This window comes from Fibrobacter sp. UWS1 (genome assembly GCF_002300445.1).
Taxonomy (GTDB): domain Bacteria; phylum Fibrobacterota; class Fibrobacteria; order Fibrobacterales; family Fibrobacteraceae; genus Hallerella; species Hallerella intestinalis.
In genome coordinates this window covers 1518987-1537747 of sequence record NZ_NSGW01000001.1, presented here as the reverse complement: position 1 = coordinate 1537747, position 18761 = coordinate 1518987, and the positions used below count along the sequence as shown (strand labels likewise).

The following is an 18761-nucleotide window of genomic DNA, read 5'->3' as shown; positions in this document are numbered from 1 at the left end:
TCAGCCTTTTTTTAAAACCAAAAAAGCAAAGTTTTCAGATTTTGTGTGTTTTGTCACGTCAGAACGGAGCGTGACCCAGCCATCCGTACCGGGATGTAACGTATGGACAGAAACCCCTTTTGCGTCTTTCAGCTCTTGCAGTGCCACTGCTTCACGGATTTCGGGATCTAGCCAAAATAGCCGCGCGTCCAATTCCATTTTATTTTTGACATGAATAAAAATGGAACCGTCTTTTTCTACATGATCTATCTGGGCGGCAACCGCGCCTGTTTGTGAAGGTTCCTGAGTCGATTCATAATTTTGGGGAAGCGGACCTTTGAAAAATCCAGGCATCCGTCCTCGGCTATCCGTGTCCGAAATCAAATCCTTTGAAATTTGCGGGATTTCTTTTCCCGATAAAGCCGCGTCGATGGCTTTGCGATAAGCGAGAACAACGGAAGAAAGGTAATAAACGCTTCGTGTGCGCCCTTCGATTTTAAAACTGGCGATGCGATTTTGCACCAAATCCGGAATCACGTCTAGTGCGCATAAATCCCGGCTACTCATAAAATAAGTGCCCCAGCGATCTTCGTCGAGCCCGATCAGCTCCGGATTTCCTTCGGTATTGGTTCGTTCCAAAAAGAATGATCCTTCGTGTTCCCGATAATCGTCAGATTGGACTTCGGCATTTGCATAAAGGCGATACGGCATTCGGCAAGAGTTGTTGCACATTCCCTGATTCGCGTCCCGCCGAGTTGTCCAATTGCTGAGCATGCAGCGTCCGGACATCGCCATGCACACATTGCCGTGCACAAAGACTTCCAATTCCAGTTCGGGGCATTTTTCTTGGATTTCAAGGACTTCGGAAAGTTTCAGTTCCCGAGAAAGGATGACACGGCTGACGCCGATGGACTGCCAAAATTGTGCCGTCAGATAATTGGTCGTATTCGCCTGAACGGAAAGGTGAATGGGAATTTCGGGTGCTTCTTTTCGCATGAATGCGATAATGCCAGGGTCGGCGACAATCAGAGCGTCGGGCTTTAATTTGACGGCATCCAACAGGGATTTTTCAAAAGGCGCAACTTTGGCGTTTCGTGCGATGACGTTGCTTGTCAAGTAGAATTTTTTCCCTTTGGCGTGAGCAAGGGCGATTCCTTTTTCAAGATCTTCCAAAGAGCGAAATCCGTTTTCCCTGGCGCGCAAGGAAAAAGCGGGCTGTCCAGCGTAAACGGCATCGGCTCCATACGCCAGTGCGTATTCCAGACGTTTCAAGTCGCCTGCGGGGGCTAGCAATTCGGGAATATAATTTACCATTTAACGCCTAGCCTTGTATAAATTTTTTCATCGTTGAAAAGAGTGAATTCCAGCTGGTAAAAAACAAAATCTCCATCATAACTTATAGCCGGCGAAAGCGAGTATTTCATTTTTGCCCCGTCGAGGAATTTTTTAGGCAATTTGAAATGATTGGATGTCGGCGTTGTGTCGTTAATGGCACTGCCATAGTCCGTGCCTTTCCAAAGCCAAGTGTTTCGCAAGTTCACGTTTATTCGACGAGCAAATCTTCCATAAACGGCAAAGTCTATCGTCTGGCTGTTGGGCCCGTTCGGCGCGCCCAAAGGTACTCCTAAATGCGCTGCCTGAGCGGTGTTCGGGTGAAAATGGCTATAGACGTAAGGCTCGACTCGGGCGTATTCCGCGATGGCTCCGGCTTCCAGCTTATGGCCTTTCACGGAAAAATCCTTGCCGATTTGAGTGCCTGCCATCCACGCCCACTTGGCTTCAATGTTGTCGTTTTTTATCAAACTGATGGGGCTTTCAAAATCGTCGATGTAAAATTCGGTGTAAATGCGCGCCAGGTTGAAAAGACGATAGTTTGCGTCGAAAGCTAAGGCTCCGTTGTTATTGTCTTCCGAAAAATTTCCCTTTTCCATAAAGAGAGGAACAATCGGGACAAAAAGCCAAACCTTATTTTCGTTGTAAAGAATTTGCGTTTCGCTCATGCCGAGAATCAAGTTTCCCAAATTCAATTCGTAGCGGTGGGCGTAGAGGTTGCGGTCGTTCGTATTTTTCCGATTCATGCTGTTCGCGTAAATGCGCAAATCTCCATATAGACTTATAACCGAAAGCGGCCCCACGTGAAATTCAAAGGAAAGCGTGTTGTAAGGAAGCGCATATTGATTCAAAGTCAAATTATTGTAATAGCCCGGACCAAAATGAAAAACATCCCGAGCGAGCATCAACCTTCCAAAGCCCATATTGATGGCGAGCATTCCGCGGTATCGGGCATAGCTTGCGTATTCGACGCCGCTGTTATTTTCTTCTTTTTGGAACTCCACAAATTCCCGGTCAAAGGATTTGGGGTAGCTGGCACTGTGGTTTTCCACATAGATGCGAGCATCGAGCATGAATTCCACCGAATCCCTGTAGCCCCGCAGATAAAGTCCACCATCGAGTCCCGGCCAAATGGTGTCGCCTAAAGTTTCTCCGCCGCGGTAATCAATTCCCCCGACAAGGCTTGCTGCAATCGCCTGTTTAGCGTCCCGATACTGAATCAAAGCCCGTTTTTCGTTTTCTGCAAAATTTTCACGCCAGCTGGAATCCCGACGAGGAAAGTAGAACATCTGCTGTGTCCCTGTCGTCATGCGATGGTATTCAAATAAAAGCGGAGTAGTTTCAAGTTGCTTCAGATTGCGCATCCGTTCGCTGGAATAAATAGGGGATGCGGCAAACGACGAAGAGAATGCAATCCCTGAAAAGAAAAGGAATACATTCAGGAAATGCAACGACCGTATCGGAAAATTTGCAGCAAATGGCATACGGGTAAAGTTAGAAAAACTGGTTGAATTTTTTTTGATAACGCGCAAAACCGAGCAAGGCTTGGAAAGAAAAAAGGAAAATTACTCCAGCAAAAGAGTAAAAGGACCATCATTCAGCAGGGAAACCGCCATATCGGCCCCGAAGCGTCCCGTTTCGACAGGGACATTTTCTTTTTTGCACAATTCGATGGTGTATTCGTAGAGAGATTTCGCTAGTTCCGCGTTGCCGGCGTTATTAAATGTGGGACGATTGCCTTTATGGCAATCCGCATAAAGGGTGAATTGAGAAACGAGAAGCAGACTTCCGCCGACATCCCGTAGCGAAAGATTCGTTTTGCCGTCGGCATCTGCAAAAATTCGCAGGGAAAGCGTCTTTTTCACCAAGCGTTCTGCCGTTTCCCGCGAGTCGTCCTTGCCGATTCCTATCAGCACCAGAAGACCTTGCCCGATTTTTCCTACCGTTTCTTTAGCGATATCCACTTGGGCTTGCTTTACCCGCTGAATCAGAAATTTCATGTTTTCGTCCGAGTTTAGATTTCTAGCGACATTTTAAAAATAAAGCAGCGCACTTTGGGGGCCGCTGCTTCAAAGAACGACAAAGAAAGATTTAGATATTCCGAAGAATCTCCTGCGAAGTTTGCGCGGGCAAATCCGTGTCCATCACAAAGTGGCGGACTTCATTCGGGTTGATTTTCGCGTATTCCGAAAGCGCTTGCCCGATTCCGGTCCGGATGTAATAATTCTCGTCTTTGGCGCAATACAGACAGCAGGACTTGAGCAAATCCCAATTTGTATGATTCTTGTATTGAAACTGAAAAAGAATCACGCTGCGGCGAACCCAAATGTTTGGATCATGAATCCAAGTGGCGATTTTCTGGCGAATCGGCGGGATTCTCCAAGCCAGACTTCCGAGAATACTCGTGGAAATCGTATCGACGGTGTCTTTCCAGGGGCGGGTTTTAATCAGCATTTTCAAAAAATTCAAGTGCTGTCCACCCAGCAGGTTCTTATGCCTAAAAAGATAGTCACAGGCTGCATATTGCACTTCGCGATAAGGTTGCGCCCACATATCCGTAATTTTTGCAGCCAATTCGTCACCGTTTTGAGGCGGATTCTTGTCAAAAATGGGATAGGTCGCTTCCCGACGTTTATAAACATTTACTCCGAGAAAATCGAACGAGTCCCTCATGCTTTTTGACATCGCATGAGCTTCTTCTTCATTCGCTCTCGCCCGGAGCGCCAAAATAATATCTTGTGTAAATCGAAGCATTTGCCTAAAAAATACAACACTCTTTCCAGAATTTCTAGGTCTTGACAAATAGATTTTTTTAAATTAAATAAGGGTAAAATGTTCTGCCTTTTGCTTTTATAGCGTTTTTATTTAAAATGACACAACAAACAAACATTGAAAATCTCCCGATTATAGAGGTTCCTCCTGAATTACGCGGTCTTTCTAATGAAGAAATTTTAGCGTTGCACCCCGTTGACGAGAAAAAAAGCGACCGTTTTCGCCCTTCTAAAAAGGAACGCGAGGCGCGGAAAATCGCCAAAGAACAGGAACGCATTCGCCAAATTGCGGCCCAATATAAAAACAGGGACGAAATCTCGCATTATTCAAGGCCTATGCCCAAGATGTCGGATTTTGAAGGAAACCGACAAACTCGAAATACAGAACGTCCGCTGCCTTCTCACAAAAAAACGCTTTTTGTTCCGGGGCAGATGAAAAAACTCTCGACGCCAGAACCTGTTCTGACTCCTAAGCCTTCCGTTGCGCCGCTTCCAGCGCAACCTAGTTCGGGACGGGTTCTTGTGGGGTCCTTTAGCGGTGCAAAATTTGGAGCCGCTAAAACGGAAATCATTTCAACGGAAGAACTTGCCAAAAAGCGTGCCGAAGAAGAAGCGAAGCGTCAGCGGGAAATCGTCCGAAAGCATTTGGCGGAAGCTGCTCTTGCAGCACAGAAAGCCGCTCTTGCCGCTGTCGCCGCTGGAGCGCAAGCCGAAAATGGAGAGCCTAAAACCGCACCGGATTTGGCCTCCCTTTTTAAGCCGGGTTCCGCTCTGGCTGTAGCAGGTGCCGCAGCTGCAGCGGCGGGAGTCTCCCTCCCTCCCATGCAAATCGGTCCTGATGGGAAACCGGTTCTTGCTAAACGGAAGCGAGGACGCCCTCGTAAATACCCTCGTCCCGAAGATTTGATTGTTTAAATATTTTGAAACAACTGTTCGGAAAAGCACTGCACGGAAATGGCGTAACATTTAAATGCGGCACGAATTTTACTTTTTAATATATCTTTGAATTATGCGATACGGTGAATTTTCTTGTTTTCAAAGCGGCGTGGCCGTTCCTGTATTTTCCCTGAAGACTCAAGACTGTGTAGGCATCGGCGAATTTTTGGATTTAGTTCCGTTTGGAACCTGGGCAAAAACTTGCGGATTGAACGTCATCCAAATTTTACCTGTAAACGATACCGGCTACGAATCTTCGCCTTATAGCGCAAGAAGTGCCTTTGCTCTCAATCCGGTTTTTATCCGTTTGCAAATTGTTCACGGAGCCGACGCATTCAAGAAGGACATTCAAACTTTGCAAAAGCGATTCGCCGCCGAAACAAAGGTGCATTATGCGGAAATCGCCCGAGCGAAACGGCAAATTCTGCGGAAAATTTTTGATGCCAATTATGCGATGCTCGACAAGAACGTCGCCCTCGCTAAATGGATTGAAGCCAACTCGTGGATAAAACCATACGCCGTCTATGCGATGCTCAAAGAGAAAAACGGAGAATCGAGTTGGCGTTCTTGGAAAGAAGACCAAGACCCGACTGATTTGCGGGTCAATTCGCTATATCGCAAGCACCGCAAGGATGTTTTGTTCCAATGCTGGATGCAATTTGAAGCGGAAGCGCAATTCAAAGTCGCTTCCAATAAATTGACGGAAATGGGAGTCCGTCTAAAAGGCGATATCCCTATCCTTATCAACGAAGATAGTGCGGACGTCTGGTTTAACCGCCGGTATTTTTCTTTGGACGACCGCGCCGGTGCTCCGCCAGATATGTTCAGCTACAGCGGCCAAAACTGGGGATTTCCAACGTATCGTTGGGACGTTATAGAACAGGAAAATTTTACATGGTGGCGTGAACGTCTGGCGCAAGCGAGTAAATTTTATCACGCATATCGTATCGATCATGTTTTGGGATTTTTCCGAATTTGGGCGATTCCGCAGAACGAACGCACCGGAATTTTCGGGCATTTTTCGCCCGCAGTACCGGTTACGCAGACCGAATTGTCGGCGGCGGGATTCAAAAAAGAGACCGTCGAATATCTACAGCGTCCCAATTATTCCAAAGAGCAACTTCGGGAATTTCTTGGTGAAGCGACCGAAAGTTGCCTTGAAAAATATTTTGAATTCTTGCCATTTACCAGCGACCGCTATGTTTTCAAAAAGGAATTTGACTGCGAAAGCGCCATTATTGATTCCGCAGAAGAGCAATCTGTAAAAGACGCCTTGTTGAAAGTCCAGTGGAACCGCATTTTTGTTCCCGGATCGCCTGCGGATACTTACTATCCTTTCTGGTATTGGTACAATGCTCCGGTTCTGAAAACCCTTCCGCAAAATGAGCAAGAAATACTGGGACGTTTGCTGCATGCCAATGAAGCCTCTCAAGAATCCATCTGGTATGCCAATGGGAAAAAATTGCTCACCGTGCTCGCTCAAGAAACCGACATGGTCGTCTGCGCTGAAGATTTGGGTGCTGTTCCGCATTGTGTTCCTAGCGTTCTGGGAGAACTGCAAATCAATTCGCTTCGCGTAGAACGTTGGGCAAGAAACTGGGACGCTCCGGGACAACCTTATTACGACGTTTCCGAATATCCTAGACTTTCTGTTTCTACAACGAGCGTTCATGATACTTCTACCCTTTTGGGACTCTGGAACGAATCGGATTTTGATAAAAATTTGTTCTGGAAAAATCATTTGCATTTGGAAGGAGATGCTCCGCAAAGCCTTTCCCCGGATGTCGTCAAATTGTTAATCGGCAATATTTTCCAGTCGAACAGTTTGTTCTGCATTCTTCCGGTGCAAGATTTTCTTGCACTCAGTTCCCGCTGGACGCCGCAAAATCCCGAAGATGAACGGGTAAATACGCCGGGAACGGTCGGACCGCAAAACTGGGCTTACAAAATGCCTTGCACGGTGGAAGAACTTTCAGACAACTCGACGTTGAAAAACGAAATTGCGAAACTCGTGAACGCGCGAGCAAACCGGTCTTTGCGCTGATGAATGTAAGCTAGGAAATCACGTTCCCATCGGAACAAACGCCATCATGATGCCCAGAGTCATTTTATGGGTTCTGGCATTGTCGGTGGTGAAACCGTTGAAATGGACGCCGAAGACAAGAAAATGAACTCATTCAAAAATGCCGAAAAGGAAAAATGAGATGTATTGTTTTGCAGCAGAAACAGGTTCTTTTTTATGAGTGCGCCTCAAGATTTTCATTGTCCCGATTGGGTTCGTTCCGCCGTATTTTATCAGATTTTCCCCGATAGATTCGCCCGATCGCCAAAGTACGAATGTGCCGGCAGTTTTCACAATTGGGGAGCCAAGCCCGAAGTGCACGGATTTTGCGGAGGAAATCTTCGCGGGATCATTGAAAAACTGGATTACATCCAAGACTTGGGAGCCAATGCGCTGTACCTATGCCCGATTTTTAAAAGCGCCGCAAATCATCGCTACCATACCGTGGACTATTTGCAAATCGATCCGGTGCTAGGAACCATTGAAGATTTTGACGAGCTTGTGCGGGAAGTGCACAAACGAGAAATGCGAATCATTTTGGACGGCGTCTTTAATCATTGTTCGCGGGGATTTTTTCCATTTGTTTCTGCGATGGAAGAAGGCGAAGCGTCGCCCTATAAAAATTGGTTCCACTTTCATTCTTTTCCGGTGAACGCCTACTCCGAAAAACCGAATTACGATTGCTGGTGGGGAATGCCTGCTTTGCCAAAGTTCAACACCGATAATCTAGAAACCCGGGAATACCTGTTACGGGTCGCGGAATTTTGGATTCGCCGAGGCATTGACGGCTGGCGTCTGGACGTGCCCAATGAAATTGATGACGACGATTTTTGGCGGGAGTTTCGGCGACGAGTCAAAAAGTGGAATCCCGAAGCGTATATCGTGGGTGAAATTTGGGAAGATCCGTCGCGCTGGCTGGCTGGCGACCAATTTGACGGAGTGATGAACTATCCTGTGCGAAAACTTGCTCTGCGTTTTTTGTTCCCCGAGGGGATGTCTTCTTCAAATGCCGTTTCAACGGGCGATCCGACGGCCGTTTCGGTTTCTGGAATGGACGCTGCTGAATTTTGCAATGCCTTCCAGAATCTATTGGAGCGAAAGCTGTTCGGCGTGCAAATGAATTTGTTTGGAAGCCATGATACCGCTCGCTTGCTTACCCTTGCCGGGGGAAATTCCTGTCGGGCAGCCGTCGCTTGGGCTTTGCTTTTGACTTTGCCCGGAGCTATCTCTCTTTATTATGGCGATGAAATCGGAATGGAAGGCGGAAAAGATCCGGACAATCGCCGCTGTTTCCCTTGGCAAGAACTGCCCGACGCACAAAATTCCGAGATTTTTCGCCTAGTGCAAACTTTTCTCGCTTTTCGGAAACGGGAACCGGCGATGTCCATGGGAACTTTTTCCATTCGCCCCGAAGGACAAGGACTGCTGATTTGCCGCCAATACAATAAAACGCTGGTGGAATTGCGCCTCGGATTTCCAGGCCCCGTTCCGTTGCCGGGAATTTCCGCACGAACAGAAGTGATTTATGAAAGCGGAAAGTCTCCGATTGCGGGCGTTGCAGGCTACTTTGTTGCCAAGGATGGCATTGTTCTCACCAAACGTCCAGCCATCTTATAAAAATTTCTAAATTTAAGCCCAAATTTTAGGTTTCTCAAGCCTTTAAGGAAAATGATCAGATGAAAAAAAAATTATTTGGAATGCGCGAGTTTATCATACTCGGAGTCATCCTTCTTGCCGCATGGTCGATAATTCCCTCCATTCAAGTACACTCCAAATCGGGTGAAGCAAAGAAGGAATTTATCAAGCAAAATCCAAAAGTAGCCGCCAAGGCGATGAATTTTGGCCTAGATCTTGCCGGAGGAACTAGCATTACCCTCCAAATAGACAGCAAAGGTCTTAAAACAGAAGATATTAAAGACATCCAGCAACAATCGCTGGAAATTGTCCGTAACCGCGTGGACCAGTTTGGTCTTTCGGAACCGCAGATTTCCCCTTCGGGCAACGACCGGATTAATGTTGAACTGGCGGGCGTGGATGATTCTACGGCAAAGGCGCTTGTCGGCAGCACCGCCAAGCTGGAATTCAAAATCCTGGCGGAACAGGAGAAGTTCTCGCAAATTGTCATGCTGATTGACAATTATCTGCTGGGTCGGAGCGACGTGAAAGACAGCGTACAAGCGGATTCGGCGGCGGCTGAACCCGTCACAACGGCGAAAAAAGACACCCTTTCCGATGCGGAACTTTTCGCAGGCAACGCAAAGTCTGATGATCTTGCTAAAACGGATTCGACTGCAACAGCCGGTTCGGATTCCGTCAAATCCTCGGCAACGGGAACGGCTCTTTCCGCTCTTTACCTTTCTTTCGGCAACGGCGGGTTTGTCGCCCAGGAACAAATCGAAACGATTAAACGCATTTTGAGCGATCGCACCGTCCAGAGCTTGATCCCGCACGATGTCGTTTTCGCCTGGGGTTCCGGTTTTGAAAAGTTGAAAGATTCTCCGATTAAAGCAAAACGCTTGTATTTGCTCAAGCGTCGTGCGGAAATGAGCGGTGAATACGTTTCCGATGCTCGCCCCTATCGTGTTTCTGACGGAACAAATTCGGGCGAAGTTGCCGTTAGCCTCAAGTTTTCGGGCATTGGCCCCAAGCGTTTTGGCGCAGTGACTGCGGCAAATATCGGCAAGCAAATGGCGATTGTTTTGGACGACCAGGTTATCAGTGCTCCTGTTATCCGCGACCGCATTCCGAATGGAGAAGCGCAAATCACAGGTCTTGACGATATGGCGGAAGCGAATCGCTTGGCGGTGGTTCTTCGTTCCGGCGCACTGAAAGCCCCGATGAACATCATCGAAAGCCGCACGATTGGCGCCACCCTCGGAGAAGACAACATCCGCAGCGGTTTTGGCTCTGCTTTAATCGGTATTATCATTACCATTCTCTTTATGATTATGTATTACCGGTTTGGCGGTCTTGTCGCCAGCGTCGGTCTGGTCTGTAACGCTTTGATTACCGCAGCGGTTCTTTCGGCTTTCGGCGCCACTCTGACTTTGCCCGGTATTGCTGGTATGGTGCTCACTGTAGGTATGTCCATTGACGCCAACGTGATTATTTTCGAACGTATCCGGGAAGAACTTCGGGCGGGCAACAAAGCTCGAGCGGCAATTGCGAAAGGTTACGAACGCGCTTTCAGTGCCATCTTCGACTCTAACTTGACCACTTTCCTCACCGCTTTGATTCTTTACAAGATTGGAACGGGTTCGGTAAAAGGTTTCGGCCTCACTCTGATGATTGGCATTGCCGGTTCGATGTTTACGGCTCTTACCGTTACCCGCGCTATTTTCGACTTGAAGCTTGCCAAGCAGGATACGAACGCGATTTCGATTGGAGCGGGCTTTGCCGCTTTGAACCGGGCGCATTTGCCGATTATGAGCAAGGCAAAAGTTTTTGTGTCGATTTCTGCGATTTGTGTGATTATCGCTCTCGCCCTTTCCGTATTCAAAGGATTTAATTTCAGCATCGACTTTACTGGTGGAACCGTCTTCCGTGTGCAATACAACGACTCCGAAGATCATCTGAAAGATTTGAACGCTGTACTCGCCAAATTCAATGTGACCGATGGAACGGTTCGCACCATGGGCGCAACATCTTTGCAAAACACCTATGAAGTTTCTGTAAAGAGCGAACAAGGCGCAGATGTGATTAAGGCCATTGATTCCGACGAACGCGTGCAGATTCTTTCTCAAGATGAAGTCGGAGCAACCATCGGTGAAGAATTGCGATTCAATGCGATTCTTTCCGTTTTCCTTGCTTGGCTTGCCATTTGTCTGTATGTCTGGTTCCGCTTTGGCAAACTCGGCCTTGGCTTTGGCTTGGGAGCGGTGCTAGGACTTGTGCACGATACGATTCTCACCGTCGGCTTTGTATCGCTTTTGGGACTTTCCGTAGATGGTGCGATGGTCGCAGCTTTCTTGACGATGATCGGTTACTCGGTAAACGACACGATTGTTAACTATGACCGCATTCGCGAAAATGTGAAACTCCACGGAGGATCGGATTTTGCGAAAACCGTCGATGCTTCCGTCTCTCAAAGTTTCAGCCGTACAGTGATTACTTCGCTCTCGACGTTGTTTGTCTGTGTGATTCTAGCCGTTATGGGCGGCTCTTCCATTCGTGACTTCGGCCTTGTGATGACGTTCGGCACTATTGTCGGCACCTATTCCTCGGTGTTTATCTGTGCGCCATTCGTCGTCTGGTTCAACAAGCACGTTCGTCGTCTTGTGTAATTTTTACAAATAATTCACCCAAAGGCCTAGGCATTGTCCTAGGTCTTTTTTATTTTTGGTTCGTAAAATTGTAGGCGTTCATAATACAAGAGAGGCTTTTATGCTCAAGTATTATAAAATTGAGAATGGCCGCATCACGAAAGCTTCGGATGAAGATTCCGCGGACATCGTGCTGATGGGTAGCCCTAGCCAGGAGCAACGGGGTGCCCTTGTAAAAAAATATGAAATCGCCGAACATACAATAGCTTCTGCATTCGATAACGATGAACTTTCCCGTATCGAATACGACGACGATTTTACGACTATCGTTTTTAAAAAACCCCGCAATTATACATCCGAAGATTATTTTGAATTCCGCGTAGAATCTTTTGGTATCTTCTTGTTTGAAGATTGGGTTTTGCTCCTTTCCGATGCCGAAATTCCCTTGATGGATTCCCGGCGTTTTTCAAAGATAGACTCGCTGAATACCTTTGTCATTAAGCTTCTCAACTATTCCGTCTATCACTTTAACGAACATTTGAAGATTATGAACCGGATAAACGAGGAACTCGAAGACAAATTGCAAAATTCGCTGGACAATCGATATTTGCAATACATGTTCACGTTGAACAAGGGCCTTATTTATTACGTCAGTGCACTCAATTCTAACGAAGCGTTGCTCAAAAAATTGCAGATGGGGCGTGGAATGCAATTCAGCGAAAATGAACGGGAACTTTTAGACGACGTGGTCATTGAAAACCGCCAGAGTTTGCAGCAGGCAGAAATCTACGCCAACATTCTTGCTTCCTTGATGGATGCGCGGGCAAGTGTCGTCAATAACAGTATGAATGTGCTGATGAGAACGCTGAATATTGTCACCATTGCCATTACGCTCCCGACTTTTGTGGCAAGTATTTTTGGTATGAATGTAAAATTTCCTTTTGGGCTTGGTGAAAACAATCCGTATTCGTTCTGGATTATCATAGCGATATTTGTCCTTTCTGTCGCCGGGGTGCTTTTCGTTTGGCGAAAACGCAAATAAATGAAAAAAATTTCGCGCCTATTCATTATCAATTCTTACATTCCCAAGATGCTTCTTGCAGCGTTTATCGGTTTGGTTACCGGATGCGTCGCTGTCATTTTCCGCTGGAGTCTAGAAACGACAACTCGATTTGTTCGCGATACGTTTTCGGGCTATGCTTTATTCCTGGCTCCAGCCATCGGCGGTCTGCTGGTCGGCATTTTGCTCTTTGTGATAACCAAAACGCCGGAAGCGGCAGGGCAGGGGACTGATCGGTCCATTTACGCATTCCATCACTGCGGTCGGGCGTTGCGAAAAAGGGTCGCGCCTGTAAAATTATTAGCGAGTACAATTACTCTTGGCAGCGGAGGCAGTGCGGGGTTTGAAGGTCCCGTTTCCCAAATCGGCTCTGGCATCGCTTCGACGATTTGCCGTTTTTTCAAAATGACCCGCGCTGTGCGTCGGCAATTCGGGCTTGCGGGAATGGCGGCGGGCTTGGGTTCCATTTTCAAGGCACCTTTGGCAGGAGCGTTGACTTCCGTAGAAATTCTTTATCGCGAAGATTTTGAAAGCAGTGCTTTTTGGACATCCATTATCGCTTCCGTAGTCGGGTTCTCGGTTTATTCCAGCGTTTTCGGAACCGCTCCAACTTTTAGCGTCCCCGAATTTTCCTTTATAAACGTTCCAACCCTTTTTTGTTGTGCGCTGCTGGGGCTTCTTTGCGTGCCGGCATCGTATCTATATGCAAAAATCTATTATAAAGTCGAAGATTTTTTTTCATCATGGCAAATTCCCAACTGGGCAAAGCCCGCTGTGGGCGGAATCCTTTGCGGACTCGTCGCTTTGCTTTTTCCGCAGGCGATGGGAGGCACTTGGGACTATGTGGAAAACATGACTCGTCTGGTGGATTCGGAACATTCGCCTTCGGTTTTCTTTTTGCTGGGGCTTGTTGTCGCTAAAATTTTGGCGACTTCTTTTACCGTCGGCAGCGGTGGAGCGGGCGGCGTTTTTGGTCCCTCTCTTTTTCTGGGTGGAGTATTGGGAGCTGCTTTCGCTGTGTCCGTAGAAACTTTAGCACCTGGGCTTTTGCAAAAACCGGGCGCCATGGCGTTGGTTGGTATGGGAGCTTTTTTTGCCGGAGCGACAAAGGCACCGTTGGCTGGTGTGGTCATGGTTTGCGAAATGACGGGCAGTTATCAACTATTGCCCGGGATAATGCTGGCCGCTGTTGTGCATGTCGCATTCAGCCGAAAATGGGGGATTTACCGGAGCCAAGTTTTGAACAAATTTACGTCTCCAGCGCATCGGTTGGAAATGGATCCGGATTTGCTGCGAACCATCTCTGTAGAGTCGGTGATGCAGGCTTCCCGTGTGTTATGCCTGAATGCCAAAAAAACAATTCACGAGGCGGAGCATGATATCAACACGTTCAATGTCCTATTTCCAGATTCTGCGGTGACGCATACTTATCCGGTTTACGATGGCGATGAATACTTGGGCATTCTGGATTGGAGTCTCGTCTTGCGCAATATCGTTTCCATTGAAGGCAGTGCCGACGTCTTGTTGGTTTCTGATTGTATTACACATTCTCCGCTTCTGCCCATCAGCGCGGATTTGCACAGTGCTATGAAATTTATGCTTAAGCATTCCATGAATGAAGTTTATGTCAAAAATTCCAAAGGCGAAATTGTCGGAACGATTTCTGCGGCAACAATCCTAAGCGCATACGATCGAGTTGTGCGGGAATAAAGTAGTGTTGCATTAAATCAGGAAATTTTATCCAGATTTCTTGCAGACAAAAGAATTATCGTACTAAAAATTTTTGGGGCTAGCGTTGCCATTACTCGTGCTTTTTCCCACTCATAAATTCTATGTCCATGCGAAAAACGCCTGTTTTGCTAATGGCGCGTTCTATATAGGCTTCACCTTCTTTTTGGTATTCGGGAGAGTATTTTTTGAGAAGCAGACGCAATCCGGTTTCAGGATTTTCCGCTGGGCGAATACGACCAAAAACGATGCAACTTTCAAAAGCGGTGCTAAATTTTTCAGGATGTATTTGCGTATTCCGCACAACGGTAAAGCATGTTTTGGAATGATTGCAAATGCTTTTCGCTTTTTCTCCGGCATTCTTTGCGCCGTGAAACCAGATATGTTCTCCGTCAAAAACGTAATTGAGGGGAACTCCGTAGGGATAGCCCAAAGAGTTTTCTATCGCCAAGACTCCGTATTCGTTTGTGCGTAAAATTTCTAACGTTTCTTGATGGGAAAGTGCCCTTTCTTGGCGGCGCATCGGTGGAAAATCCGGCAAAGACCCGTAAGAAAAATCGTCTGCTTTTACAGGGATTCCATTTAATAAAGCTTCAATCAGTTCATTTCCTTTATACGTCAATTTGAGTGAAAAGAATGGCGACTCCCTGTCTAAAAGCGTTAAAAAAATACGGTCACCATCCCAATGAGGAAGACTCGCGAATTTCTCTTTGGGAACCCATTCAAGAACGCCTTCGTCACAAGTTTTCAATTTTCCTGTAAATTGCGTCGCGCGGAACAAATGCATAAATTCGGTTTCATCCATGCCGTCGCTCAAGAACGTGACAATCCCGCAATATTTCAAATCGGTGAGTTCCAAACCCGTTTCTTCTCGAGCTTCTCGCCGGACGCAATCTTCAGGGCTTTCGCCCTCTTCAAATTTTCCCCCGATGCCAATCCACTTATCGTGATTGATATCGTTTTGCTTTTTTACTCGATGGAGCAACAAATAAGCTCCGTTCTGTTCGATATAGCAAAGGGTCGTGTTCAGCATAAAAATGCTTACCTCACTTTTTCGACGAATTTTTTGCAAGTCGTTTCTGGAGAATCCGTTTTAAAAATGGCACTGCCGACAACAAAAATATTTGCTCCAGCTTTTTTGGCATCCAAGATATTGTCGAGCTTGATTCCTCCGTCAATTTCAATATCCAAATTCGGTTTCATTTCTCTCAACTTCCGAATTTTGTCCAGACAATAGGGAATTAAACTTTGACCGCCAAAACCCGGATTCACCGACATGACAAGAACCATATCGACTAAATCCAGAATCCATTGGATGTTTTCAATGGGAGTCGCTGGATTGATGCTCACCGCGGGCTTTGCGCCAAGTTCGCGAATCCGGTTTAAAATCCTATCCAAATGCCAAGTGGATTCAGCTTGAACGGTGATATAGTGAGATCCAATTCGAGCGAACTCTTCGACGAATAATTCAGGATTGCTTATCATCAAATGGCAATCCAGCGGGAGAGTTGTCGCTTTACCGATAAGGGCGGAAATTCCCGGACCAAAACTGATGTTCGGAACAAAATGTCCATCCATAATGTCAAGATGAACAAGTCCTGCTCCTCCTTTTTCAATGGCGGTTATTTCATCTTTCAAATTCAGAAAGTTGGCGTTGAGGACACTCGGGGCAATAATCGAATTATTCATTTGAATTTAATACTCATTAAAAATGAAACGGTATTTCAAAAATAGACAAAATTGCGTCTGAAGAAAGCGTTTTTCGCGAACGATACCAACTTAAAAAGCGTCAAAAGGCACTCGCCTTGCCGCTGGGGTCTTGGGAAAAGACATTTTATTTGTTATTATTTGTTAACAACGAAAAAGGAGGTTGATCGATGTCAACTACGAAGAAAACCACAAAAGCGCAAACGGCGAAAAAATCCGTTCCGGCAAAAAGCGCAGAAAAGAAATCTGCTCCGGTAAAGAGCGCGGTGAAGAAAGTTTCCACAACAAAGAAAGCCGTTGCCGAAAAGAAAACGCCTGTAAAAAAATCGGCACCGAAAGCCACAAAGTCGGTTTTGCAAGAAGTTGTATTCAATGTGTATTCTCCCGATTCCAAATCTGTTGAAGTCGCCGGCGAATTCAACAATTGGGCTCCTGCTAAAATGAAAAAAGACGAACAAGGCGTGTGGTCCCTCAAGAAGAAACTCGCTTCGGGAACCTATCAATATAAATTCGTTTTTGACGGCAGCTGGGAAATCGACCAAGCCAATCCGGATCGCGTTCCTGACGGTCAGGGTGGCGAAAACAGCGTGAAGAATGTCTGATTGTCTTTTTTCAGATAAAATTATCCGAGAGGGTGTCGCAAATTACGGCACCCCTTTTTGGCTTTATGACCAGGCGACAATCGAAAAGCGCGTTCAGGAACTCAAGTGCTTTGATGTCGTTCGCTTTGCTCAAAAAGCGTGCCCCAACCTTTCCATTCTTTCGCTAATTCGAAAATGCGGAGCTGTTGTCGATGCGGTAAGTGCCGGAGAAATCGTGCGCGCTCTGCGAGCCGGATTCAAAGGCGGTGAGAGTGACAAGCAAGTGCCTCAAATTGTTTATACCGCCGATATTTTTGATCGGGATGCTATTGAACTTGTCAAAAAACACAAGATTCATGTGAATGTTGGATCCGCGGACATGATTCAGCAACTGGCCGATGCGGGAGTTCGTTCAAACATCACTCTTCGTCTCAATCCCGGCTTTGGCCATGGGCATTCTCAAAAAACAAATACCGGAGGCCCGCTTTCCAAACACGGCGTCTGGTATTCGCAAATTAAAGATTGCCTAAAGCTCGCTCAATCCAATGGGATGTGGATTACGGGACTGCATATGCATATCGGCAGCGGATCGGACTTTGAACATCTTTCCAAAGTTTGCGATGCGATGCGAGATGCGTCAAGACATCTGGGTTCACATTTGCGAGTCATTTCTGCAGGCGGAGGACTTCCCATTCCGTACAAAGAAACGGAAAAGAATAACCGCATTGATGTAAAAGCCTATTATGATTTGTGGAACAAAACCCGCAAAGATATTGCGCAATCCATAGGACATGATCTGGCTCTTGAAGTGGAACCTGGGCGTTATCTGGTTGCAGAAAGTGCTGTTCTGGTTGCCGAAATTCGCGCCGTCAAAAAGCAGGCCGACAATCTGTTTTATTTGGTAGATGCCGGATTTAACGATCTTGTGCGTCCTTCTTTTTATGGTTCTTACCATGCTATTTCCATTGTCTCTTCGGACGGCAGGAATTTGGGAGAGGCTCAAGATGCCATCGTTGCTGGACCTCTATGCGAATCGGGAGATGTGTTCACTCAAGAAGAGGGAGGATTTGTCGTATCCCGAAAATTGCCCGAAGCCAAAGTCGGAGATTTTCTGGTTTTGCATGATACGGGTGCTTACGGAAGTGCGATGTCGAGCAATTATAACAGCCGCCGTTACGCTCCGGAAATTCTATTTTCCAACGGTGAATTGAAATTGATTCGGGAACGTCAAACTTTTGACCAGTTGATGGAAAACGAAAAAATCGTAACCCTGTAGCGGATAAGTCCTGTTATTTTCTTTCGTTCAGAATTTATATTCTGAACGTTTTTTTGTTGATGTCGATGATAACTCGATCAGCCGCCTCTAAAAATTCATTTTCAAAATTTTTGGGAAATAGAAAGCTCCGTATGCTAACGATTTTTCACTTGAACTGCTATTTCCCGTATGAAAAAATCGTACCTAAAAGTTTTATTGCGCAATTTGCCTGAAAAATTTATCAAAATAGCGAATTCGCGTCTTTACATCTGTTATAAATATTTTCCAGAATAGGGATGTTTATGAATTTTGCTATCTTTTAAATTACTTTTGGAGATTTTATGTCTGAATTAAATATGCAGATAAAAGAAGTGCTCATCAAGTCGTTGGAGTTAGAAGATATTACTCCTCAAGACATTGATGACGACGCTCCGCTCTTTGGATTGAATAAAGAGGGAAAGGGGCTTGGACTCGACAGCATTGACGCGCTGGAACTGGGCATCGCCATTAAAGATAATTTCGGTGTTACCTTTTCTACGGTGAATGAAGAAACCCGTCGGCATTTTGCGTCGATCAATGCGCTTGCTTCCTACATTTCGGCAAATAAAAAGGATTGATATTATGGACAAACAGCAGATTTATGAAAAAATTCGCAACGCTTTAGTAAATGATTTTGAAATGGACGCTGCGAAAGTCGTTCCGGAAGCTCGCCTTTATGAAGACCTGAATCTCGACAGCATCGATGCCGTGGATTTGATTGTTAAACTGAAACAATATATTCCCAGAAATGTAGATCCCGAAGTGTTCAAGCAAATGCGCACTCTACAAGATGTTGTCGATGGCGTTTACGAATTGACGCAAGAAACAAAAGACAAGTAATGAACTTCTTTGTCGGCAGGATATTTTTCGCCATCGTATTGGTTCTTTATCCTGTGCTCATTTTTTGCGCTCTCCGTTTTGGGGAATTTTCCCCGCGTAAACTGGCATTGCTTTTGCTGCTTTTAGTGGCTCTTCGTATTTTTTTATTTGCTCAGCACAAACATCCAAGCATTCCTGTAAAAGAAATCGGTTTCACCACCATTCTGTTG

At 46.2% G+C, this 18761-nt stretch carries 16 protein-coding genes and 1 pseudogene; 11 read left to right on the top strand and 6 right to left on the bottom strand.

Features of this window, described 5'->3' with window-relative positions; all coding sequences use genetic code 11:
- The 4 genes from BGX14_RS06415 to BGX14_RS06400 form a co-directional block, all read right to left on the bottom strand.
- Complete coding sequence (locus BGX14_RS06415) at positions 1-1293, bottom strand: U32 family peptidase (protein WP_095879411.1); 1293 nt, start codon at positions 1291-1293, stop codon at positions 1-3.
- Positions 1287-2621, bottom strand: coding sequence for a hypothetical protein (locus BGX14_RS06410; protein WP_233126429.1), 1335 nt, complete (start codon positions 2619-2621; stop codon positions 1287-1289). The genes BGX14_RS06415 and BGX14_RS06410 overlap by 7 nt, the downstream gene beginning before the upstream one ends.
- 255 nt (positions 2622-2876) lie before the next feature.
- Positions 2877-3311, bottom strand: coding sequence for a D-aminoacyl-tRNA deacylase (dtd, locus tag BGX14_RS06405; protein ID WP_073301850.1), 435 nt, complete (start codon positions 3309-3311; stop codon positions 2877-2879).
- Between the two features lie 91 nt (positions 3312-3402).
- Entirely contained in the window at positions 3403-4065 is a 663-nt protein-coding gene (locus BGX14_RS06400; protein ID WP_073301852.1) for a DNA alkylation repair protein, read from the bottom strand.
- A gap of 116 nt (positions 4066-4181) precedes the next feature.
- Here BGX14_RS06400 and BGX14_RS06395 point away from each other — a divergent pair, with 116 nt between their 5' ends.
- From BGX14_RS06395 to BGX14_RS06370, 7 genes and pseudogenes are all read left to right on the top strand, one after another.
- Positions 4182-4997, top strand: coding sequence for a hypothetical protein (locus BGX14_RS06395; protein ID WP_073301854.1), 816 nt, complete (start codon positions 4182-4184; stop codon positions 4995-4997).
- Positions 4998-5091: 94 nt separating this feature from the next.
- Positions 5092-7062, top strand: a complete 1971-nt coding sequence (locus BGX14_RS06390; RefSeq protein ID WP_095879410.1) for a 4-alpha-glucanotransferase — start codon at positions 5092-5094, stop codon at positions 7060-7062.
- A 195-nt stretch (positions 7063-7257) separates the two neighbouring features.
- On the top strand, positions 7258-8697 hold the full coding sequence (locus tag BGX14_RS06385) for a glycoside hydrolase family 13 protein (protein ID WP_095879409.1): 1440 nt from the start codon (positions 7258-7260) through the stop codon (positions 8695-8697).
- A 59-nt stretch (positions 8698-8756) separates the two neighbouring features.
- Positions 8757-10361, top strand: a pseudogene (secD, locus tag BGX14_RS16485) (protein translocase subunit SecD); the annotation flags it as partial.
- A 24-nt stretch (positions 10362-10385) separates the two neighbouring features.
- On the top strand, positions 10386-11363 hold the full coding sequence (secF, locus tag BGX14_RS16480; RefSeq protein ID WP_369833019.1) for a protein translocase subunit SecF: 978 nt from the start codon (positions 10386-10388) through the stop codon (positions 11361-11363).
- Positions 11364-11463: 100 nt separating this feature from the next.
- Entirely contained in the window at positions 11464-12384 is a 921-nt protein-coding gene (locus BGX14_RS06375; protein WP_073301861.1) for a magnesium transporter CorA family protein, read from the top strand.
- Positions 12385-14112 carry a chloride channel protein gene (locus BGX14_RS06370; RefSeq protein WP_095879407.1) on the top strand — a complete coding sequence of 576 codons (1728 nt, stop codon included), beginning with the start codon at positions 12385-12387 and terminating at the stop codon, positions 14110-14112.
- A gap of 91 nt (positions 14113-14203) precedes the next feature.
- Here the strand turns inward: BGX14_RS06370 and BGX14_RS06365 are convergent, their stop codons facing one another.
- Positions 14204-15163, bottom strand: coding sequence for an NUDIX domain-containing protein (locus tag BGX14_RS06365; RefSeq protein WP_095879406.1), 960 nt, complete (start codon positions 15161-15163; stop codon positions 14204-14206).
- An 8-nt stretch (positions 15164-15171) separates the two neighbouring features.
- Entirely contained in the window at positions 15172-15819 is a 648-nt protein-coding gene (gene rpe, locus BGX14_RS06360) for a ribulose-phosphate 3-epimerase (RefSeq protein ID WP_073301865.1), read from the bottom strand.
- Positions 15820-16007: 188 nt separating this feature from the next.
- On the opposite strand from rpe, the gene BGX14_RS06355 reads away from it, so the two are divergent.
- The 4 genes from BGX14_RS06355 to BGX14_RS06340 all read left to right on the top strand — a co-directional run bounded on the left by BGX14_RS06355 (position 16008) and on the right by BGX14_RS06340 (position 18552).
- On the top strand, positions 16008-16439 hold the full coding sequence (locus BGX14_RS06355; protein WP_083545570.1) for a glycogen-binding domain-containing protein: 432 nt from the start codon (positions 16008-16010) through the stop codon (positions 16437-16439).
- A complete protein-coding gene (lysA, locus tag BGX14_RS06350) occupies positions 16432-17694 on the top strand; it encodes a diaminopimelate decarboxylase (RefSeq protein WP_073301867.1) in 1263 nt (420 codons plus the stop codon). Before BGX14_RS06355 ends, lysA begins: the two co-directional genes overlap by 8 nt.
- 320 nt (positions 17695-18014) lie before the next feature.
- On the top strand, positions 18015-18290 hold the full coding sequence (locus tag BGX14_RS06345; protein ID WP_073301869.1) for a phosphopantetheine-binding protein: 276 nt from the start codon (positions 18015-18017) through the stop codon (positions 18288-18290).
- A 4-nt stretch (positions 18291-18294) separates the two neighbouring features.
- Positions 18295-18552 (top strand): acyl carrier protein, encoded by a 258-nt coding sequence (locus BGX14_RS06340; RefSeq protein WP_078775251.1) that lies wholly within the window; start codon positions 18295-18297, stop codon positions 18550-18552.
- The last annotated feature ends 209 nt before the right edge of the window (positions 18553-18761 follow it).

Coding starts and splice junctions, on each gene's coding strand:
- dtd (WP_073301850.1), bottom strand. CDS start 3,311: ATGAAATTTCTGATTCAGCGGGTAAAGCAAGCCCAAGTGGATATCGCT.
- secF (WP_369833019.1), top strand. CDS start 10,386: ATGTTTACGGCTCTTACCGTTACCCGCGCTATTTTCGACTTGAAGCTT.
- BGX14_RS06415 (WP_095879411.1), bottom strand. CDS start 1,293: ATGGTAAATTATATTCCCGAATTGCTAGCCCCCGCAGGCGACTTGAAA.
- BGX14_RS06375 (WP_073301861.1), top strand. CDS start 11,464: ATGCTCAAGTATTATAAAATTGAGAATGGCCGCATCACGAAAGCTTCG.
- lysA (WP_073301867.1), top strand. CDS start 16,432: ATGTCTGATTGTCTTTTTTCAGATAAAATTATCCGAGAGGGTGTCGCA.
- BGX14_RS06395 (WP_073301854.1), top strand. CDS start 4,182: ATGACACAACAAACAAACATTGAAAATCTCCCGATTATAGAGGTTCCT.
- BGX14_RS06385 (WP_095879409.1), top strand. CDS start 7,258: ATGAGTGCGCCTCAAGATTTTCATTGTCCCGATTGGGTTCGTTCCGCC.
- BGX14_RS06370 (WP_095879407.1), top strand. CDS start 12,385: ATGAAAAAAATTTCGCGCCTATTCATTATCAATTCTTACATTCCCAAG.
- BGX14_RS06410 (WP_233126429.1), bottom strand. CDS start 2,621: ATGACGACAGGGACACAGCAGATGTTCTACTTTCCTCGTCGGGATTCC.
- BGX14_RS06365 (WP_095879406.1), bottom strand. CDS start 15,163: ATGCTGAACACGACCCTTTGCTATATCGAACAGAACGGAGCTTATTTG.
- rpe (WP_073301865.1), bottom strand. CDS start 15,819: ATGAATAATTCGATTATTGCCCCGAGTGTCCTCAACGCCAACTTTCTG.
- BGX14_RS06400 (WP_073301852.1), bottom strand. CDS start 4,065: ATGCTTCGATTTACACAAGATATTATTTTGGCGCTCCGGGCGAGAGCG.
- BGX14_RS06355 (WP_083545570.1), top strand. CDS start 16,008: ATGTCAACTACGAAGAAAACCACAAAAGCGCAAACGGCGAAAAAATCC.
- BGX14_RS06340 (WP_078775251.1), top strand. CDS start 18,295: ATGGACAAACAGCAGATTTATGAAAAAATTCGCAACGCTTTAGTAAAT.
- BGX14_RS06390 (WP_095879410.1), top strand. CDS start 5,092: ATGCGATACGGTGAATTTTCTTGTTTTCAAAGCGGCGTGGCCGTTCCT.
- BGX14_RS06345 (WP_073301869.1), top strand. CDS start 18,015: ATGTCTGAATTAAATATGCAGATAAAAGAAGTGCTCATCAAGTCGTTG.